Origin of the sequence: Streptomyces sp. NBC_01314, assembly GCF_041435215.1 — a bacterium.
GTDB lineage: Bacteria > Actinomycetota > Actinomycetes > Streptomycetales > Streptomycetaceae > Streptomyces.
Window position 1 is genome coordinate 2,157,003 of the sequence record NZ_CP108394.1, and the last position, 17,739, is coordinate 2,174,741.

Here is a 17,739-nt window from a genome sequence, read left to right on the forward strand (position 1 = left end):
GTGGAACTGGGTCACTCATGTCGGCCGAATGCCGATCGTGTGACAGGGGCGGCCGTGGACACGGCCGGGCCCACAGGGACTGAATAGGCTCCGAACAGATTCGCGTGGACGTGTCCCCCACCGACGCGGAAGCGCTCCCCCCACGACTTGGAGTGATTCGTGCACCGCAGACTCATCGTCCCGGGTGCGTTCGTGGCCTCCCTGCTGCTGGCGCTCCCGGCCTCGGCGGCCGACTACACGCCCGGTGCGGCGGGGATCGGCGATCCCTACTACCCGGCCTACGGCAACGGCGGATACGACGTCTCCCACTACGACCTCCGGCTCAAGTACCAGCCGACGACGGACAGGCTGGAGGGCACGGCGACCCTGCTCGCCAGGACCACCGAGGACCTGTCCCGCTTCAATCTGGACTTCTTGCTCGATGTGAGCGAGGTCCGGGTCAACGGCGCCAGGGCGGCCTTCGCCTCGTCGGGCGAGCACGAGTTGGAGATCACGCCGCGGAACCCGCTGCCCAAGGGCGCGGAGATCGCCGTCGTGGTGCGCTATACGGGCGTCCCGTCGTCGAAGGAGGCGTACGGCTTCACCAGCTGGCTCCGCACCCCCGACGGCGGTGTCGCGGCGGGCGAACCCGAGGCGGCCTGGTGGTGGTTCCCCAGCAACGACCATCCGCTCGACAAGGCGACGTACGACGTGTCCGCGCTCGTGCCGGACGGCTCGCAGGCGATCTCCAACGGCACGCTGCAGTCGACGAGTTCCCGCGCCGGCTGGACCCGCTACAACTGGCGGTCCAACAAGCCGCAGGCCACCTATCTCGCGACCCTCGCGGTCGGGAGGTTCGACGTCACGACCGGGCGGACCGAGAACGGCATCCCGATCATCAACGCCTACAGCAAGGACATCGGCGACAGCTACGGGGCGGCCCGCGCGAGCGTCGAACGCACGGGCGAGGTCGCCGACTGGCTGACGGAGTACTTCGGGCCGTATCCGTACAACGCGCTCGGCGGATACGTGCCCAACACCCCCCAGGTGGGGTACGCGCTGGAGACGCAGACCCGGCCGTACTACAGCCCGCGGCAGTTCGCGAACGGGTCGAACGTGTCCGTCGTCGTCCATGAGCTGGCCCACCAGTGGTACGGGGACCTCGTCTCCGTCGCCGGATGGAAGGACATCTGGATCAACGAGGGCTTCGCACGGTACGCGCAGTGGCTGTGGTCCGAACACGAGAACGAAGGGACGGCGCAGGAGATCGCGGACCATGTGTACGCGTCGCATCCGGCCGACGACCCCTTCTGGACGGTCGAGCCGGGTGACCCCGGGCCGGAGAACCAGTTCCATCTCGCCGTGTACGACCGGGGGGCGTTGGCACTGCAGGCGCTGCGCAACGAGATCGGGGACGAGGCGTTCTTCGAGATCCTGAAGGGGTGGCCGGGGAGGTACGCGTACGGGAACGCGACGGTCGGCGACTTCGTCGCGTATGCCGAGGAGGTGTCCGGGGAGTCGTTGGGTGCTTTGTTCGATACGTGGCTGTACCAGCCGGTGAAACCGAGTGCCGCCGCGGCCGAGCGGGTGGAATTGGCATCGAACGGCGTTGCTTCCAAGGCGCCGAGGTCCTGGAAGAAGATCGTGGCGACGAACTCCGTTCATGAGCATGCGCGTGGGCACTGAGAGCTCGGGGGAGTGAGTCGGCTCTCGGCTGCTGGTTCGTCGTGGCTCGGCGCGCGGTTCCCCGCGCCCTTGAAAGGCCGTAGACCTTTCAAGGGCGCGGGTGGACCTTCGCCTCGATCGGTTCGCCGATGATTCTGCCGGCCAGGTTCGAGGCCAACTCCGAGACATGGAGGCGGAGTTCGGCCTCGGCTGCGGCGCGGGCAGCATGGAGATGGGCGTGGCCCTCGGTGAGGAGGGTGGTGTACTCGCGGCTGCCGTCGGCGCGGGCCTCCGTGATCAGAGCGGCACCCTCCTCGTAGGCACGCTGGCGGATGCGGGCGGCGTCGTGACGGGCGTCTGCCAGGGCCGCCGCCACCTCGGCCCTCTTGATCCGGGCCTCCTCCCGCAGAGCTTCGGCCCGCGCCTCGGTTCCCTTGGTCGCCGCCTCCCGTTCGTCCAGGACGCGCTGGATCCGGGGCACGAGCCGGACGAAGAAGAGGAACACCAGGGCGAACAGCACCGCCGCGACGACAAGTTCCGCGACCACGGGGTTCAACGGGCCGATGTCCATCGGGAGAAGCTCCATGTCGGTGCCTTACCCGCGCGAACCCCGGAGTACCGCACCTCGGCCCGGGATCAGCCCCCGTGGTCGTACACCGTCACCGATATCCCGCGCCCCACCAGACGGCCGGCTATCAGGGGCTCCACCCGGGACCACTTGCCGCCCGCGAGCCCGCAGCCGATGCGGGGCATGTGGACCGAGGCGTCCAGCCCCAGGGCCTTGTCCGCGAGCAGGCCGAGGGCCGTGTCGATGGCCTCGTAGCGGACGGGTACTCCCTTGCTGCCGGTGCGCGTGCCGTGCTGGCCTATCAGGTTGGCGACCCAGGTGTAGGGGCCGACCTGGACGAACCGGGCGGCGCCGAGTCCGAAGTCGTTGTGCGCGCGGTCGCGGTGCCAGGCGCGGTAGGCGGCCTCCGGCTCGGGCCAGCGGCGGGACAGGGCGAGGACGAAGCCCTTGCCCCAGCCGCCCATGTCGTTGCAGACATGGGCGATGACCTTGACGCCCTTGCCCAGCGGCACGGTGGCGTCCCCCCGGACGTAGGTGATCCCCGACATGACGCCACCGTACGGGGCCGCACTGACAACCGCCGTCGCCCGAGGTTTCACAGCACTGGTGAGACAGCGATACTGCTCTGTATGACCACCGACACCGGAGAGAACACCGGCACCGGCTCCGGGGAGGGCGCCGGAGAGATCGTTCTCACCGTCGACGAGCTGGCCGCGCGGTCGGGGGTCACGGTGCGTACGGTCCGCTTCTACGGCACCCGGGGGCTGCTGCCGCCGCCGGCGATCGGTCCCCGCCGGGTCGGTCACTACGGGCGGGATCACCTGGAGCGGCTCGCGCTGATCGAGGAACTGCGGCGGCAGGGCATGACCCTCGCCGCCATCGAACGGTATCTGCGACAGCTGCCGCCGGGCCTCACCCCGCGCGACCTCGCGCTGCAGCGTGCGGTGGTGGCGTCCTGGGCGCCGGACGCGGTGGAGACGGTCACGCGGGAGGAGTTCGACCGGCTGGCGGGGCGGCCCCTCGGCGAGGCGGAGGTGGAACGGCTCGTCGCCATGGGCGTCATCGAGCGGGACGGCGAAGGTCTTCGGGTGGATCCCGGGCTGCTGCGGCTCGGGGTGGAACTGCTCGACGTACCCCTGTCCGAGGAGTCGATCCTCGCCGCGCGGAACGTGCTGATCGAGCACTCGCGCGCGGCGGCCCAGGAGCTGTCACGGCTCTTCCGCGACGCGGTGGCGCAACGCGATCCGCAGGCCGTGAAGTCCTTGTCGGCCCATATGCAACCACTGGTCGTACAGGCGCTGTTGACGACCTTTCAGCGGTCGTTGACGGCGGAGCTGAGGGAGTGGCCGGCGGAGTCCTGAGCGGTGCGACGCGTGGGCCTTCGGCGTACGTCTTCTTCGCCCCCGCCGCCCCTACCCGTCCCATCCTCAAGGGGCAGCGCCCCTTGAGGATGGGACGGGTAGGGGCGGCGGGGGCGAGCGAAGCCCTCGACTCGCCGGGGGCTTCACGCGTCGCTGAACCGCTCCCCCTTCTCCGCCTTCTCCACCAGCAGGGCCGGCGGGGTGAAGCGCTCGCCGTAGCGGTCGGACAGCTCCCGCGCTCGGGCGACGAAGCCCGGGAGGCCACCCTCGTAGCCGTTGATGTACTGGAGGACCCCACCGGTCCAGCCGGGGAAGCCGATGCCGAAGATGGAGCCGATGTTGGCGTCGGCGACGGAGGTGAGGACGCCTTCCTCCAGCAGGCGCACGGTGTCCAGGGCCTCGGAGAAGAGCATGCGTTCCTGCATGTCCTCGAAGGGGATCCGGTACCCCGGCTTGGTGAAGTGTTCGCGCAGGCCGGGCCAGAGCTTGGCGCGGCGGCCGTCGGGGCCGTAGTGGTAGAAGCCGGCGCCGCCGCTGCGGCCCGGGCGGGCGAACTCGTCGACCATGCGGTCGATGACGGCCTCCGCGGGGTGGACGGTCCAGGTGCCGCCCGCCTCCTCCACGGCCCGTCGGGACTCGGCGCGGATCTTGCGGGGCAGGGTGAGGGTCAGCTCGTCCATGAGGGAGAGGACCTTGGCGGGGTAGCCCGCCTGGGCCGCCGCCTGCTCGATCGACGCGGGCTCGATGCCCTCCCCCACCATCGCGACACCCTCGTTGATGAAGTGGCCGATGACCCGGGAGGTGAAGAAGCCGCGTGAGTCGTTGACGACGATCGGGGTCTTCTTGATCTGGCGGACGAGGTCGAAGGCGCGGGCCAGGGCCTCGTCCCCGGTCTGCTCGCCCTTGATGATCTCGACGAGCGGCATCTTGTCGACGGGCGAGAAGAAGTGCAGGCCGACGAAGTCGGACCGGCGGACGACGCCCCCGGCCAGTTCGGTGATGGGGAGGGTCGAGGTGTTGGAGCAGAGGAGCGCGTCCGGTGCCACGACCCCCTCGATCTCCTGGAAGACCTTGTGCTTCAGCTCGGCGTTCTCGAACACGGCCTCGATGACGGCGTCGCAGCCCGCGAGGTCGGCCGGATCGGCGGTGGGGGTGATGCGGGCGAGGAGCGCGTCGGCCTTCTCCTGCGTGGTGCGGCCCTTGGCGACCGCCTTGGCGCAGAGCTTCTCCGAGTAGGTCCTGCCCTTCGCGGCGGCTTCGGGCGTCACGTCCTTCAGGACGACGTCGATGCCCGCGCGGGCGCACGAGTACGCGATGCCCGCACCCATCATCCCGGCGCCGAGGACGGCAACCCTGCGGACCTGGCGGGGCTCGACGCCCTGGGGGCGGTTCGCTCCGGAGTTGACGGCCTGGAGGTCGAAGAAGAAGGCCTGGATCATGTTCTTGGACGTCTGGCCCGCCGCCAGCTCCACGAAGTAACGCGCCTCGATGACCTGGGCGGTCTCGAAGTCGACCTGGGCGCCCTCGACGGCTGCGGCGAGGATGTTGCGCGGGGCCGGGTAGGGCGCGCCGTTCGTCTGCTTGCGCAGGGTGGCGGGGAAGGCGGGCAGGTTCGCCGCGAACTTCGGGTTGGCGGGGGTGCCGCCGGGGATGCGGTAGCCGGGCTTGTCCCAGGGCTGCCGCGACTCGGGGTTGGCGTCGATGAAGGCGCGGGCCTTGTCCATCAACTCGTCCTGTGTGGCGGCCACTTCGTGGACGAGGCCGTTCTGCAGGGCGCGCTGCGGGGTGTACTGGGTGCCCTGCAGCAGCACCTTCAGCAGGGCGTCGGCGATGCCCAGCAGCCGTACGGTGCGGGCGATGCCACCGCCTCCTGGCAGCAGGCCGAGGGTGACCTCGGGGCAGCCGATCTTCGAGCCGGGGGCGTCGAGGGCGATGCGGTGGTGGCAGGCGAGGGCCAGCTCGTAGCCGCCGCCCAGGGCCGCGCCGTTGATCGCCGCGACGACCGGTTTGCCCAGGGTCTCGATGCGGCGCAGGTTGCGCTTGATCTCCAGGCCGCCGTCGAACAGCTGCTGCGCGGTCTCGGGGGTGACCTTGATGAGGTCGCGGAGGTCGCCGCCGGCGAAGAAGGTCTTCTTGGCGGAGGTGATGATGACACCGCGAACGGTGTCCTTCTCGGCCTCCAGGCGGTCGGTGATCACCGCGAGGGAGTCGCGGAACGCCTGGTTCATGGTGTTCGCGGACTGGTTCGGGTCGTCGATGACGAGGGTGACGAGGCCCGTGCGGTCCTGTTCCCAGCGGATGGTGGTGCTCTGTGTCATGACAGGGTCTCCGTAGAAGTCTTTCCGCAGAAGTCTTGTGATCCGCCGGTCGTTCAGACGCGTTCGACGATGGTCGCGATGCCCATGCCGCCGCCCACGCAGAGCGTGGCCAGCCCGTACCGCTTGTCCTGCCGCTCCAGTTCGTCGATGAGGGTGCCGAGGATCATCGCGCCGGTCGCGCCGAGGGGGTGGCCGAGCGCGATCGAGCCACCGTTGACGTTGACCTTGTCGAGCGAGAGGCCCATGTCCCTGACGAAGCGGAGCACCACGGCGGCGAATGCCTCGTTGATCTCGACGAGGTCGATGTCGTCGATGGTCAGCCCGGCCTTGGCGAGGGCCTTGCGGGTCGCGGGCGCGGGGCCGGTGAGCATGATGGTGGGCTCGGAGCCGGAGACCGCGGCGGAGACGATCCGGGCGCGCGGGCGCAGGCCGTAGCGCTCGCCGATCTCCTTGGTGCCGATGGCGACGAGCGACGCGCCGTCCACGATGCCGGAGGAGTTGCCCGCGTGGTGGACGTGGTCGATCTCCTCGACCCAGTGGTACTTCTGCAGCGCCACCGCGTCGAAGCCGCCCAGCTCGCCGATGTCCGCGAACGACGGCTTCAGTTTCGCGAGCGAGTCGGCGGTCGTGCCGGGCCGCATGTACTCGTCGTGGTCGAGGACCACGAGGCCGGCGCGGTCGGTGACGGGGACGACGGACCCGTCGAAGCGGCCGTCCTTCCAGGCGGCCGCCGCCCGCTCCTGGGACAGCGCCGCGTACTCGTCCACGTCACGCCGGGAGAACCCCTCGACGGTGGCGATGAGGTCGGCGCCGATGCCCTGCGGCACGAAGTTGACGGCCAGGTTGGTCATCGGGTCGTTGAACCAGGCCCCGCCGTCCGAGCCCATCGGCACCCGGGACATCGACTCGACGCCGCCCGCGAGCACCAGGTCCTCCCAGCCCGACCGGACCTTGGCGGCGGCCAGGTTGACGGCCTCCAGACCCGAGGCGCAGAAGCGGTTCTCCTGTACGCCGGCGACCGTGTCCGGCAGTCCGGCGGCGATCGCGGCGGTCCGGGCGATGTCGGAGCCCTGGTCGCCCACCGGGCCCACCACGCCGAGCACGATGTCGTCGACGGCGGCCGGGTCGAGACCGGGGAAACGGCGCCGGACCTCGTGGATCAGCCCGACGACCAGGTCGATGGGCTTGGTGCCGTGCAGGGAGCCGTTCGCCTTGCCACGGCCGCGCGGGGTGCGGATCGCGTCGTACACATACGCTTCGGTGCTCACGAGTCTGGCCTTTCCAGTTGCGGAGGGTACGGCCCGGGGGCCGGTGTCAGTCGGTGTCCTTCGCGGAGGCGTCCGGCAGGGAGTCGCCCGTCGAGGAGCCGTCCTCGGGAAACGCGTCGTGGACGGGGGCGTCCTTCAGGAGGCCCGCTATGCCCCAGTCATGGGCCACGTCCGCCGTGGCGGCGCCCGGCTGGGCGGGTCCGCCGCGGACCGAGGTGGGGGTGGCGGAGAAGCGGGGCGCGGGGGCGGGCTGGGTGATGCCGCCGAAGTCGGTGAAGGTGCCCCGGGCCGCGAGATGAGCGTGGTGCGGGGCCTCGCGCAGCGACAGGACGGGGGCCACACAGGCGTCGGAGCCCTCGAAGACGGCCGTCCACTCGTCCCTCGTACGGGTCCTGAAGCGGGCCGCGACCGTCTCGCGCAGCTCGCCCCAGGCGGCCGTGTCCTTACGGTCGGGGGCCCGGTCAGCGATGCCGAGGAGGTCGACGAACTCGTCGTAGAACTGCCGCTCCAGGGCGCCGACGGCGACGTACCGGCCGTCGGCCGTCTCGTACGTGCCGTAGAAGGGGCAGCCGCCGTCGAGGAGGTTGGCGGCGCGGCGGTCCTGCCAGCCGCCGGCGGCGAGCATGCCGTGGATCATCGCGGAGAGGTGCGAGGTGCCGTCGACGATGGCCGCGTCCACGATCTGGCCGGCGCCGGTGGCGCGGGCGTGGTGGAGGGCGGCGAGGACGCCGACGACGAGGTAGAGGGAGCCGCCCGCGTAGTCGCCCAGGAGGTTGGCGGGGGCGGTCGGCGGGGTGTCCGGGGTGCCGATCATGCCGAGTGTGCCGGTCAGGGCGATGTACGCGATGTCGTGGCCGGCGCGCTGGGCGAGCGGGCCCTGCTGGCCCCAGCCGGTCATCCGGCCGTAGACGAGCCGCGGGTTGCGCGCGTGGCAGGTGTCGGGGCCGACGCCGAGCCGTTCGGCGACGCCGGGCCGGTAGCCCTCGATCAGGATGTCGGCGCGTTCGGCCAGGTCGAGGACGATGTCGGGGCCGTCCGGGGACTTCAGGTCGACGATCACCGAGCGCTTGTGGCGGTTGGTGACGTCGTACTGGGGGTTCACGGCGAGGCCCGAGCCGCCCGGCCGGTCGACGCGGACGACGTCGGCGCCGAGGTCGGCGAGGAGCATGGCGGCGAACGGTCCCGGGCCGATGCCCGCGAGTTCCACCACGCGCACACCGGCGAGCGGGCCGTGCCCGGGCGTCTTCGCCACTGCCATGGAGCCCCCATGCTCTGTGACACACATGATGTAACACCAGTGATGCTAAGAACGTGTTCCACTCCGCACAAGCCCCGAATGAGCAAACGCTTAGCCATTGTGCCCGGAGTCTCGCCACGTGTCAGCCCGCCCCCACCGGGCTCCCGGCGCCGGACTCAGCGGGCTTCCAGCTCCGCTATCAGCTTCTTCGGGGCGATCACGCGGTAACTCTCCTCGACCCAGTCGCACAGCAGCTCCGCGCCCGGGGCGCCCTTCTCCTCCAGCGGGACGCGCACCCACCCGGCCTTGCCCAGGCCGTACCCCGCGGGCTCCGCGCCGGGGCAGGTCAGGGCGTGGGTATGGGTCTCCTCGTCCCTGAGCTTGACGGTGATGCCCAGCGGATAGCTGCCGTCATCCGTACCGAGGAACACGAACACCTTCTTGTTGATCTTCGCGACACTCCCGCCCCACGGGAAATCCTCGGCCGCACCAGGCATCCCCAGGGCGAACTCGCGCACCTTCTCCCACTTTTTCAGGGCGTTCCTGGCTACGGTCACGGCCACCTCCGGATCCCGCGCGCTCGGCTGCTCTTCACTCACGCTAGCCTCAGCCACCGACAACGGCGCGTGGGCGAGTGCTGAGGGGTTCAATGAGCGGGCAGAGCAGGGCGGATCGGGCGTACGACATCGTGCTCTACGGGGCCACGGGGTTCGTCGGGGAACTCACCGCGGAGTATCTCGCCGCGAACGCGCCCGAGGGGCTGCGCTGGGCGATCGCCGGGCGCAACGCGGAGAAGCTCGCGGCGCTGCGCGAGCGGCTGCCCGGCGGCGCGGAGGTCGGCGTGCTCCAGGCGGACGGGTCCGATCCGGGGGCGGTGCGCGAACTCGCCCGGCAGGCACGGGTGGTGGCCACGACCGTCGGCCCGTACATCACGCACGGCGAGGAACTGGTGGCCGCCTGCGCCGACGAGGGCACCGATTACCTCGACCTCACCGGTGAACCCGAGTTCGTCGACCTGACGTTCGTCAGACACGACGCACGCGCGCGCGAGACCGGCGCCCGCATCGTGCACGCGGCCGGCTTCGACTCGATACCGCACGACCTGGGCGCGTACTTCACCGTGCAGCAGCTCCCGAAGGACGTGCCGATCACCGTGGACGGCTTCGTGCGCGCCGAAGGGATGTTCTCCGGCGGGACGTTCAACTCGGCGCTCACCGGTTTCTCGCGCACCCGGCAGACGATGGCCGCCGCGCAGGACCGCAAGCGGCACGAGCCGCGTGTGGTGGGGCGGCGAGCGTACGCGCCGGTGAGCGCGCCCCGGTTCGCCAAGGAGGTCGGGGCGTGGGCGCTTCCGCTGCCGACCATCGACGCGCAGGTGGTGCAGCGCTCGGCGCGCGCCCTGCGGCGCTACGGTCCGGACTTCCGCTACCGCCACTACGCGGCCGTGAAGACCCTGCCGTTCGCGGTGGGCGGCGTCGCGTTCGTCGGCGCTGTCGTCGCCGCGGCCCAGGTGCCGCCGGTGCGGCGCTGGTTGGGCGACCGGCTCAAGCCGGGTGAGGGGCCGAGCGCGGAGAAGCGGGCGAAGAGCTGGTTCTCGGTGCGGTTCGTGGGCGAGGGCGGCGGTCGCCGGGTCTTCACGGAGGTCTCGGGCGGCGACCCCGGCTACGGCGAGACGGCGAAGATGTTCGCCGAGTCCGCGCTGTGCCTGGCCCTCGACGACCTCCCGGTCACGGCGGGGCAGGTCACGACGGCGGTCGCGATGGGCGACGCGCTGATCGAGCGGCTGCGCGCGGCGGGGATCACGTTCCGGGTGGCGGCGTCCCAGTAGCGGACGGGTCCGCACGCTGACGGGGTGGGCCCTACTGGGCCCACCCCGTCAGCGTGTAGACCATCCCGGCGATCCAGGCCAGTCCGGTGATCACGGCGAGCAGCAGTCCGGTCGTCACGGCACGCTCGACGGACTGGGTGGGGCTGGCGGCGGGCTTCGCGGCTCGGTGCGTCGTCATACGGCACAGCCTGCCGATCAGGACGACACCCCGGCATCCGTACGCGTACTCAGTTCGTACTCAGGTACCCGGCCCGCGCGTACGTCCGAGAGCTGCCCCGGCGGCGGCCCCTCACGGCCGGTTCCGGGGGTTCAGCCGGTCGTGTCCCGCAGGACCCGGCGGCAGAGGGAGTCGGCGCGGCGGGTGGTCTCCGGGAGGCGGTAGGCCGGGGTGAGGGCGAGGGTGTGGGCGCAGGCGTTGTCGAGGCTCACCCGGTGACCGACGGAGACGAAGACCGGCTTGACGCCGTCGCGGGTGCGCAGGGCACGGCCCACCTCCTCGGTGCCCGCGAGCAGCGGGGCGGCGCTGCCGCGCGGGGTGCCGGGTTCGTCGTGGGTGAAGGTGAAGGGGTTCTTGGCGACGCCGATCGTGGGCAGTCCGGTGAGGACGCCGAGGTGGGCGGCGAGGCCGAAGCGGCGCGGGTGGGCGAGGCCGTAGCCGTCGCAGACGACAAGGCCGGGGTCGCACGGCAGCGCGTCGAGCGCGGCCAGCACGGTCGGGACCTCACGGAACGCGAGCAGTCCGGGGACGTACGGGAAGGAGACCTGCCCGATCGCCGTGGCCTGCGCGACCACGTCGAGCGTCGCCGCGTCCAGCACCACGGCCGCCGCCGCGACGACGTCCCGCTCGTCGTCGTAGGCCACGTCGACTCCGGTGACATGCCCGGCGCCGGGCGGCGGCCCGGTCTCGTCGAGGACCACCCTGCCCCGCAACTCGTCCTGCACGGCGAGGGCTTGCTCTTCGGTGGCGGGCCAGCCCGCGGGGATGCGTACGGTCGTCATGGTGCTGACGAGCGTACGCATCCCGGCGCGGGGGCGCGGGGATGGGGCTACTTGTTGCCGAGGGCGCGCTTGAGCCGGCTCTTGTTCATGTCCGAACGGCCTTGCACACCACGCTTCTTGGCCTCTTCGTAGAGCTGGTCGTACGTGGGCCCCTCGGATCCCTTGTGCGAGCGCTGACCGCCGCGCCTGCTCGACGACATGTCCTGCGTGGAGGTGCGGCTCGCGGTCTTCGACTCGCCGGACCGGGCGCGTTCCTTGTTGACCGTCCGGGCGGCGATCTCCTTGGCGCGCGACTCGCTCTCGCCCCGGTCCTCGGCGCTCTCCTTGATGTGCTCGTACTGGCGTTCCCTCTTGGGGCTCGAACCGCGTGGCATGGCCGATCACTCCCTTCGTGATTCGAACACGCCACAAGTACCCATCCCTGCTGGAAGAACCCCCTGCCGGTCAGTTCTCCAGCCGGGCCACCCGTCCCTTCTCCCCCGCCGCCCAGCAGCCCCGGTCCGGCGTGCAGTCGACGGTGTCGTACGAGCCGGTGTCGACCGTGCGCCAGGTGCGGCCGCCGTCGGTGGTGACGTCGGTGCCGGTGGGGCCGACCGCGAGGGCGGTCGTGCGGCTGGACGGGAGCCAGGCGACCCCGGAGCGGTAGGCGGGCGGCGGCTGCGCGGCGGGCTTCCAGGTGCGGCCGGTGTCGCCGGTGGTGGCCGCGGCCCGCGGGGACGGCTGGTCGGCCCGGTAGTCGCCGCCGACGGCGATGCCGTGCGCCCGGTCGCGGAAGGCGAGCGCGAAGACACCTCGGGCCGGGTCGCCGGCCGGGACGGTGGTCTCGGCGACCGTCCAGGTCAGCCCGCGGTCGGCCGAGTGCAGCACCCGCGCGCGTGCGGCCCCTCCGGTCGCCAGCCACACATCGCGCGGACCGGAGCCGACCAGGCACTGACCGCTCGCCGCGAAGCCCGCCTCGCCCTCCAGCGCCGGGGGCATGCCCTCGTTCGGCAGGACCGCCCAGGAACGGCCGCCGTCCTTGGTGGAGAGGATGCGGAACTTCCCGTCCACCGGGTCGCTCATGGCGAGTCCGTGGCGGGCGTCGAAGAAGGTGAGGCAGTCGTAGAAGGCGCGCGGATCGGTGTTCCGGAACGACTCCTTCCACGTCGCACCGCCGTCGTCCGTGCGGTACACGCGGGAGGCCTCTCCCTCGCCGATGGCCAGCACGACCGCCCTGCGTGCGTCGAATGCCTCGATGTCCCGGAACTGCAGTTCCTGTGCGCCGGGCGGTGACACGTTGCGCCAGGTCCTGCCCCCGTCGCCGGTACGCAGCACGGTCCCCGCGGAACCCGCCAGCCACGCGCTGTTCCGGCTGACGGCGGCGAGACCGCGAAAGCGCACGTCAGTGCCGGTTTCCTTCAGTTCCCAGTGTGGTGGCCGACCTTCCCCCTGTGCCTGTGCGGGCACCGCCAGGGCCGCGGCGAGTGCCGCCGCCGCCAGGCCCGTCGCCATCGTCCGACTCGTCCGACTCATCCGTCTCGACTGCCCCAAGCCCCTCATGGCGGGCGAAGCTAGTGCACCGATCGGGTGCCGTCCAGATGCCCTCGGCCGGGAACCGCGGGGCGGCGTCCGGTGTCCTCTCCCATATCCCGGAACGCGGGATGAGAAATCGATCACCTCAGTGATTGGGCTCGGTGACAGAGGTCACTCGACCCTCATGTGCACGGATCGGCCCGATCCGGCGTCTTCTGATATGCCCGGCCTCAGTCATCCGAGTCCGTCCACCCGTCACACCGGAGTCCGTCCACCCGTCACAAGGGAGCAAGGCGTTGTCCACCGTCATCGAGCAGCCCGTAGAGGCCCGTCTCGTCGCCGCCGCGCCGCGGATGCCGAGCATTCCCGCAACGCTCCACTACGACCGCAGCGACCCCTTCGCCGTCCGTATGACCTTCCCCGCCCCGGCCACGCTGGAGGGCGTCGAGGTCTGCTGGACCTTCGCCCGCGAGCTCCTCGTGACCGGGATGGAGGAGTCTGTCGGCTACGGGGACGTACGCGTCCGCCCGTACGGCTACGAGCGACTGGTCCTGGAGTTCCACGCCCCCGAGGGCACCGCCGTGGTGCACGTCCACGCCGGCGAGGTACGGCGCTTCCTGGACAGCACGATCGACCTGGTGCCGCTCGGCCTGGAGCACCACCAGGTCGACCTCGACCACGACCTGGCGCAACTGATGCGCGACGCCTGCTGAGGACGCGTCCCAGACGCCGCCCCGCTCCGCCGGGGGGCGGCCGGTCCGGACGTCGGTCGCCGCGGGCCCCTCCGTCCGGGCGTCACGTTAATCCGTTGACAGCCTTCCGGCCCCTTCGTACGTTGGTCCACGGTCCTGTTGTCGTTGATCGGAGAAGGACGTTGCTCGTCTGAGGTCCTGAGACACCGCGTCACACACCCTGCCGATTCCCGGCGTTCCTGTGTGCGTTGCGTGCGACCTCGGCGTACGAGCCGTTCTGTCGGCAGCGGGCTTTTCTCTCGCCCCCGTCGTGTGTCGCCCTCGCGGTGTTTCGAACGCGTCGCCCCTGGCCGCTTCCCGCACTCGCGAGGTCCCTCATGTCTACTCCCCTTTCTCTCACCTGTACGTCCCTGTCCTTCGCCTGGCCCGACGGCACCCCCGTCCTCGACGATCTGCAGATCGCGTTCGGACCCGGCCGCACCGGGCTGGTCGGTGTCAACGGGTCAGGGAAATCAACCCTGTTGAAGCTGATCGCCGGTGAACTCACCCCGTCCGACGGCACCGTCCGCGTGGCCGGCGAGGTCGGCTACCTCCCGCAGAACGTCACGCTCGACACCGGCCTGAAGGTCGACGAGGCGCTCGGAATCGCCGCCGCCCGTGCCGCGCTGCACGCCATCGAGGCGGGTGACGTGTCCGAGGAGCACTTCGCGGCGGTCGGCGACGACTGGGACGTGGAGGAGCGCGCCCTGGCGACGCTCGGCCAACTCGGCCTGGGCCACGTCGACCTGGACCGCACGATCGGCGAGGTGTCGGGCGGCGAGTCGGTGCTGCTGCGCCTGGCCGCGCTGCTGCTGCGCCGACCCGACGTGCTGCTGCTCGACGAGCCGACGAACAATCTCGACCTGTACGCGCGGCGTCGGCTGTACGACGCCGTCGAGTCGTGGTCCGGGGTCATGGTCGTGGTCAGCCACGACCGTGAACTCCTGGACCTGGTCGACCAGATCGCGGATCTCCACGCGGGTGAGGTCACCTGGTACGGCGGCAACTTCTCCGCGTACGAGGAGGCGCTCGCCGGCGAACAGGAGGCCGCCGAGCGGATGGTGCGGGTCGCCGAGTCCGATCTGAAGAAGCAGAAGCGTGAACTCGTGGACGCCCAGGTCAAGTTGGCCCGGCGTAAGCGGTTCGGGCAGAAGATGCAGGATCAGAAGCGGGTACCGAAGATCGTCGCGGGCCTGCGCAAGCGCGCGGCCCAGGAGTCCGCGGGAAAGCACCGCATCCTGCACGAGGAACGGCTCGCCGGGGCCAAGGAGCGGCTCGACGAGGCGGTGGAGGCCGTACGGGACGAGGACGAGATCCGCGTCGAGCTGCCGTACACGGCCGTGCCGCCGGGCCGTACCGTCCTGACCCTGCTGGACCTGGAGCTGAGGTACGGCTCCCGGGTGCGCGGCGGACTCGACCTGCGCGGCCCGGAGCGGATCGCGCTGATCGGCCGCAACGGCTCGGGCAAGACCACGCTGCTGCGGACGATCGCGGGCGAGCTGGAGCCGGTGAGCGGCGAGACGAAGGCACATGTCCCGCTGCGGTTCCTGCCACAGCGGCTCGATGTCCTCGACGACGAGCTGACCGTCGCCGAGAACGTGGCCCGGTTCGCGCCGGACGCCACCAACAACCGGGTCCGGGCCCGTCTGGCCCGCTTCCTGTTCCGGGGCGCCCGTGCCGACCAGCCGGCGGCGACGCTGTCCGGCGGGGAACGCTTCCGGGCCGCCCTCGCCGCCCTGATGCTCGCCGAGCCCGCCCCGCAGCTGCTGATGCTGGACGAGCCGACGAACAACCTCGACATCGCGAGCGTGCGGCAGCTGACGACCGCGCTGGAGTCGTACGAGGGCGCGCTGATCGTGGCCAGCCACGACCTGCCGTTCCTGGAGTCGATCGGGATCACCCGGTGGCTGCTGCTGGAGGAGGGAGAGCTGCGGGCGACCACGCCGGAGGAGATCGAAGCGACCGGCTGACCCGGCCGGCCTTCGAGGGCGTCCACGCGGGATCCGGCCACCGGCGAGCATTTCAGGAGGGCCACAGCCTGCCTCCGGGGGTTTTGTCCTGGTGGACCGGGGCTGCATGATGGCGGACCGGCGTCGCCTCACGGGCGCCGGAAAGCCGTCGTCCGATTCGGAGTCACTTACGTGCCCAGCAGGAAAGCCCTCGTCCGCCGCCCCGGCCCCCGCCTGGCCGAAGGCCTCGTCACGCACGTCGAACGCACGGAGGTGGACGTCGACCTCGCGGTCGAACAGTGGGAGGCGTACGGGGACGCCCTGCGCGACCACGGCTGGGAGACGATCGAGGTGGACCCGGCCGACGACTGTCCGGACTCGGTGTTCGTCGAGGACACCGTGGTCATGTACAAGAACGTGGCTTTGATCGCGCGCCCCGGCGCCGAGTCCCGGCGGGCCGAGACCGAAGGGATCGAGGAGGCCGTGGCCGCGCTCGGCTGCTCGGTGAACTGGGTCTGGGCACCCGGCACACTGGAGGGCGGCGACGTCCTCAAGGTCGGCGACACCGTGTTCGTGGGCCGGGGCGGGCGCACCAACGCGGCCGGGGTGCAGCAGTTGCGGGCCGCGTTCGAGCCGCTCGGGGCACGGGTCGTCTCCGCGCCCGTGAGCAAGGTGCTGCATCTGAAGTCGGCGGTCACCGCGCTGCCCGACGGCACGGTCGTCGGGCACATCCCGAGGATGGACATGCCGTCGCTGTTCGGTCGTTTCCTGCCGGTGCCCGAGGAGGCCGGGGCGCATGTGGTGCTCCTCGGCGGTGACAAACTGCTGATGGCGGCGAGTGCGCCGAAGACGGCGGAGCTGTACTCCGACCTCGGGTACGAGCCCGTCGTGGTCGACATCAGCGAGTTCGAGAAGCTGGAGGGCTGTGTGACGTGCCTCTCGGTGCGGCTGCGGGAGCTGTACGTCTGACCGGGTGACTGCCTCACCGTTTTCGGCCCCGGGACCTGCGGGTCCACGAGGCCCCCGACCTACCCGCCGACCCCGCGCAAGACCCCCGCTGATCAGCGGTTCTTTACAGCATGCTTAACCTACGGCATCGTAACCTACGGGTTCGTAGCCTACGATGCCGTAGGTTCTGGTCACCCGCCCGTGACCTCCCACCGAGTCATCGTCCCCTGTTCGTCCCTCTGGAGTCTTCGTGTCGATCACTTCTCCTCACCTCGGCAGCCCGTCCAACGAATGGACCGACACGCGGCTGCTGTACGCGCTGGAGGAAGTCGTCGAGCAGGAACTCAACCGGCACCTCAAGGTCACCAAGAACTGGATGCCGCACGAGTACGTGCCGTGGAGCGACGGCCGCAACTTCCCCGGCCTCTTCGAGGACGGCGAGGCCTGGGAGAAGGGGCAGTCGAAGGTCACCGAGGTCGGCCGGATCGCCCTCGTGGTGAACCTGCTGACCGAGGACAACCTGCCCAGCTACCACCACGAGATCGCCACTCTCTTCGGCCGTGACGGCGCCTGGGGCACCTGGGTGCACCGCTGGACCGCGGAGGAGGGCCGGCACGGCATCGTGATGCGCGACTACCTGCTCGCCTCGCGCGCGGTGGACCCGGACAAGCTCGAAGAGTTCCGCATGTCCCACATGGGCGAGGGCTTCGAGTCGGACAACCGGCACTCGATGCTCCACACGGTCGCGTACGTCGCCTTCCAGGAGCTCGCCACCCGCGTCTCCCACCGCAACACCGGCCACCACTCCGGTGACCCCGTGTGCGACCGCATGCTGGCGCGCATCGCGACCGACGAGAACCTCCACATGATCTTCTACCGGAACCTGCTGAAGGCCGCGTTCGAGTTCGCCCCCGACCTCACCATGCAGGCGGTCCGTGACGTCGTGGTCGACTTCCGTATGCCCGGCCACGGCATGCCCGGCTTCGAGCGTGCCGCCGCGCAGATGGCCATCGGCGAGGTCTACAACATGCGGATCCACCACGACGACGTCCTCGCGCCCGTCATCCGCTTCCTGAAGATCATGGAGCTCGACGGCCTCGGCCCCGAGGGCATGAAGGCCCAGGAGGAGCTCGGCCTCTACATGGGCGGCCTCGACGCGGAGGCCCGCAAGTTCGACGAGAAGCTCGCGGCGCGCAAGGCGCGGATGGCGGCGCGGGCCGCCGGCGCGTAACCGGCCCGCACGGTGGAGCAGGGGGCGGGGCGGCTGGATTCGAACCAGCGTGTTCCGGTTCTGGAGACCGGCGCGCCTGCCTCTGCGCTACAGCCCCGCCCTTGCGGGCAAGGGTAGTTCCTCGGCGCCCTGCCGGGCGACCGGT

The 17,739-nt window shown here is 70.8% G+C and carries 17 protein-coding genes and 1 tRNA gene; 7 read left to right on the forward strand and 11 right to left on the reverse strand.

The features are described 5' to 3' along the window. Positions 1 to 159: 159 nt before the first annotated feature. The gene (locus OG622_RS09590; protein ID WP_371574843.1) at positions 160 to 1,665 is read left to right on the forward strand and encodes a M1 family metallopeptidase; all 1,506 of its coding nucleotides are present in this window, start codon (positions 160 to 162) and stop codon (positions 1,663 to 1,665) included. Positions 1,666 to 1,753: 88 nt separating this feature from the next. Here OG622_RS09590 and OG622_RS09595 read toward each other — a convergent pair whose 3' ends face one another. Beyond that, entirely contained in the window at positions 1,754 to 2,230 is a 477-nt protein-coding gene (locus tag OG622_RS09595) for a hypothetical protein (RefSeq protein WP_371574845.1), read from the reverse strand. A 50-nt stretch (positions 2,231 to 2,280) separates the two neighbouring features. After that, positions 2,281 to 2,760 carry a macro domain-containing protein gene (locus tag OG622_RS09600; RefSeq protein ID WP_371574847.1) on the reverse strand — a complete coding sequence of 160 codons (480 nt, stop codon included), beginning with the start codon at positions 2,758 to 2,760 and terminating at the stop codon, positions 2,281 to 2,283. 81 nt (positions 2,761 to 2,841) lie between these two features. On the opposite strand from OG622_RS09600, the gene OG622_RS09605 reads away from it, so the two are divergent. After that, the gene (locus tag OG622_RS09605) at positions 2,842 to 3,573 is read left to right on the forward strand and encodes a MerR family transcriptional regulator (protein WP_371574849.1); all 732 of its coding nucleotides are present in this window, start codon (positions 2,842 to 2,844) and stop codon (positions 3,571 to 3,573) included. A 143-nt stretch (positions 3,574 to 3,716) separates the two neighbouring features. Here the strand turns inward: OG622_RS09605 and OG622_RS09610 are convergent, their stop codons facing one another. From OG622_RS09610 to OG622_RS09625, 4 genes are all read right to left on the reverse strand, one after another. Next, positions 3,717 to 5,891, reverse strand: coding sequence for a 3-hydroxyacyl-CoA dehydrogenase NAD-binding domain-containing protein (locus OG622_RS09610; RefSeq protein WP_371574851.1), 2,175 nt, complete (start codon positions 5,889 to 5,891; stop codon positions 3,717 to 3,719). Between the two features lie 53 nt (positions 5,892 to 5,944). Further along, the gene (locus OG622_RS09615) at positions 5,945 to 7,159 is read right to left on the reverse strand and encodes an acetyl-CoA C-acetyltransferase (RefSeq protein WP_371574853.1); all 1,215 of its coding nucleotides are present in this window, start codon (positions 7,157 to 7,159) and stop codon (positions 5,945 to 5,947) included. A gap of 46 nt (positions 7,160 to 7,205) precedes the next feature. Beyond that, a complete protein-coding gene (locus tag OG622_RS09620; RefSeq protein WP_371574855.1) occupies positions 7,206 to 8,417 on the reverse strand; it encodes a CaiB/BaiF CoA transferase family protein in 1,212 nt (403 codons plus the stop codon). Between the two features lie 155 nt (positions 8,418 to 8,572). Then, complete coding sequence (locus tag OG622_RS09625; protein WP_371574857.1) at positions 8,573 to 8,953, reverse strand: MmcQ/YjbR family DNA-binding protein; 381 nt, start codon at positions 8,951 to 8,953, stop codon at positions 8,573 to 8,575. Between the two features lie 92 nt (positions 8,954 to 9,045). Here OG622_RS09625 and OG622_RS09630 point away from each other — a divergent pair, with 92 nt between their 5' ends. Then, positions 9,046 to 10,224, forward strand: coding sequence for a trans-acting enoyl reductase family protein (locus OG622_RS09630; protein ID WP_371574859.1), 1,179 nt, complete (start codon positions 9,046 to 9,048; stop codon positions 10,222 to 10,224). A 31-nt stretch (positions 10,225 to 10,255) separates the two neighbouring features. Here the strand turns inward: OG622_RS09630 and mmpA are convergent, their stop codons facing one another. The 4 genes from mmpA to OG622_RS09650 form a co-directional block, all read right to left on the reverse strand. Next, positions 10,256 to 10,402 (reverse strand): morphogenic membrane protein MmpA, encoded by a 147-nt coding sequence (gene mmpA, locus OG622_RS09635; RefSeq protein WP_371574861.1) that lies wholly within the window; start codon positions 10,400 to 10,402, stop codon positions 10,256 to 10,258. Positions 10,403 to 10,533: 131 nt separating this feature from the next. Beyond that, a complete protein-coding gene (locus tag OG622_RS09640; protein WP_371574863.1) occupies positions 10,534 to 11,223 on the reverse strand; it encodes an endonuclease V in 690 nt (229 codons plus the stop codon). A 47-nt stretch (positions 11,224 to 11,270) separates the two neighbouring features. Then, complete coding sequence (locus OG622_RS09645) at positions 11,271 to 11,597, reverse strand: plasmid stabilization protein (RefSeq protein WP_371574865.1); 327 nt, start codon at positions 11,595 to 11,597, stop codon at positions 11,271 to 11,273. Between the two features lie 70 nt (positions 11,598 to 11,667). Further along, positions 11,668 to 12,714 (reverse strand): WD40/YVTN/BNR-like repeat-containing protein, encoded by a 1,047-nt coding sequence (locus tag OG622_RS09650; RefSeq protein WP_371574866.1) that lies wholly within the window; start codon positions 12,712 to 12,714, stop codon positions 11,668 to 11,670. Between the two features lie 317 nt (positions 12,715 to 13,031). Here OG622_RS09650 and OG622_RS09655 point away from each other — a divergent pair, with 317 nt between their 5' ends. From OG622_RS09655 to OG622_RS09670, 4 genes are all read left to right on the forward strand, one after another. After that, positions 13,032 to 13,448 carry an SsgA family sporulation/cell division regulator gene (locus tag OG622_RS09655; RefSeq protein WP_371574868.1) on the forward strand — a complete coding sequence of 139 codons (417 nt, stop codon included), beginning with the start codon at positions 13,032 to 13,034 and terminating at the stop codon, positions 13,446 to 13,448. 356 nt (positions 13,449 to 13,804) lie between these two features. Continuing rightward, a complete protein-coding gene (locus tag OG622_RS09660) occupies positions 13,805 to 15,436 on the forward strand; it encodes an ABC-F family ATP-binding cassette domain-containing protein (RefSeq protein ID WP_371574870.1) in 1,632 nt (543 codons plus the stop codon). Positions 15,437 to 15,607: 171 nt separating this feature from the next. Continuing rightward, positions 15,608 to 16,384 (forward strand): dimethylargininase, encoded by a 777-nt coding sequence (ddaH, locus tag OG622_RS09665; protein ID WP_371574872.1) that lies wholly within the window; start codon positions 15,608 to 15,610, stop codon positions 16,382 to 16,384. A 229-nt stretch (positions 16,385 to 16,613) separates the two neighbouring features. Further along, positions 16,614 to 17,594 carry an acyl-ACP desaturase gene (locus OG622_RS09670; RefSeq protein ID WP_371574873.1) on the forward strand — a complete coding sequence of 327 codons (981 nt, stop codon included), beginning with the start codon at positions 16,614 to 16,616 and terminating at the stop codon, positions 17,592 to 17,594. Between the two features lie 23 nt (positions 17,595 to 17,617). Here the strand turns inward: OG622_RS09670 and OG622_RS09675 are convergent. After that, positions 17,618 to 17,693 (reverse strand) — tRNA-Trp (locus OG622_RS09675). Positions 17,694 to 17,739 lie beyond the last annotated feature (46 nt).

Bases quoted from the DNA above. Each gene is read 5' to 3' on its own strand.
- OG622_RS09595 (WP_371574845.1), bottom strand. From the start codon at position 2,230: ATGGAGCTTCTCCCGATGGACATCGGCCCGTTGAACCCCGTGGTCGCG.
- OG622_RS09600 (WP_371574847.1), bottom strand. From the start codon at position 2,760: ATGTCGGGGATCACCTACGTCCGGGGGGACGCCACCGTGCCGCTGGGC.
- OG622_RS09605 (WP_371574849.1), top strand. From the start codon at position 2,842: ATGACCACCGACACCGGAGAGAACACCGGCACCGGCTCCGGGGAGGGC.
- OG622_RS09610 (WP_371574851.1), bottom strand. From the start codon at position 5,891: ATGACACAGAGCACCACCATCCGCTGGGAACAGGACCGCACGGGCCTC.
- OG622_RS09620 (WP_371574855.1), bottom strand. From the start codon at position 8,417: ATGGCAGTGGCGAAGACGCCCGGGCACGGCCCGCTCGCCGGTGTGCGC.
- OG622_RS09630 (WP_371574859.1), top strand. From the start codon at position 9,046: ATGAGCGGGCAGAGCAGGGCGGATCGGGCGTACGACATCGTGCTCTAC.
- mmpA (WP_371574861.1), bottom strand. From the start codon at position 10,402: ATGACGACGCACCGAGCCGCGAAGCCCGCCGCCAGCCCCACCCAGTCC.
- OG622_RS09640 (WP_371574863.1), bottom strand. From the start codon at position 11,223: ATGACGACCGTACGCATCCCCGCGGGCTGGCCCGCCACCGAAGAGCAA.
- OG622_RS09645 (WP_371574865.1), bottom strand. From the start codon at position 11,597: ATGCCACGCGGTTCGAGCCCCAAGAGGGAACGCCAGTACGAGCACATC.
- OG622_RS09650 (WP_371574866.1), bottom strand. From the start codon at position 12,714: ATGGCGACGGGCCTGGCGGCGGCGGCACTCGCCGCGGCCCTGGCGGTG.
- OG622_RS09660 (WP_371574870.1), top strand. From the start codon at position 13,805: ATGTCTACTCCCCTTTCTCTCACCTGTACGTCCCTGTCCTTCGCCTGG.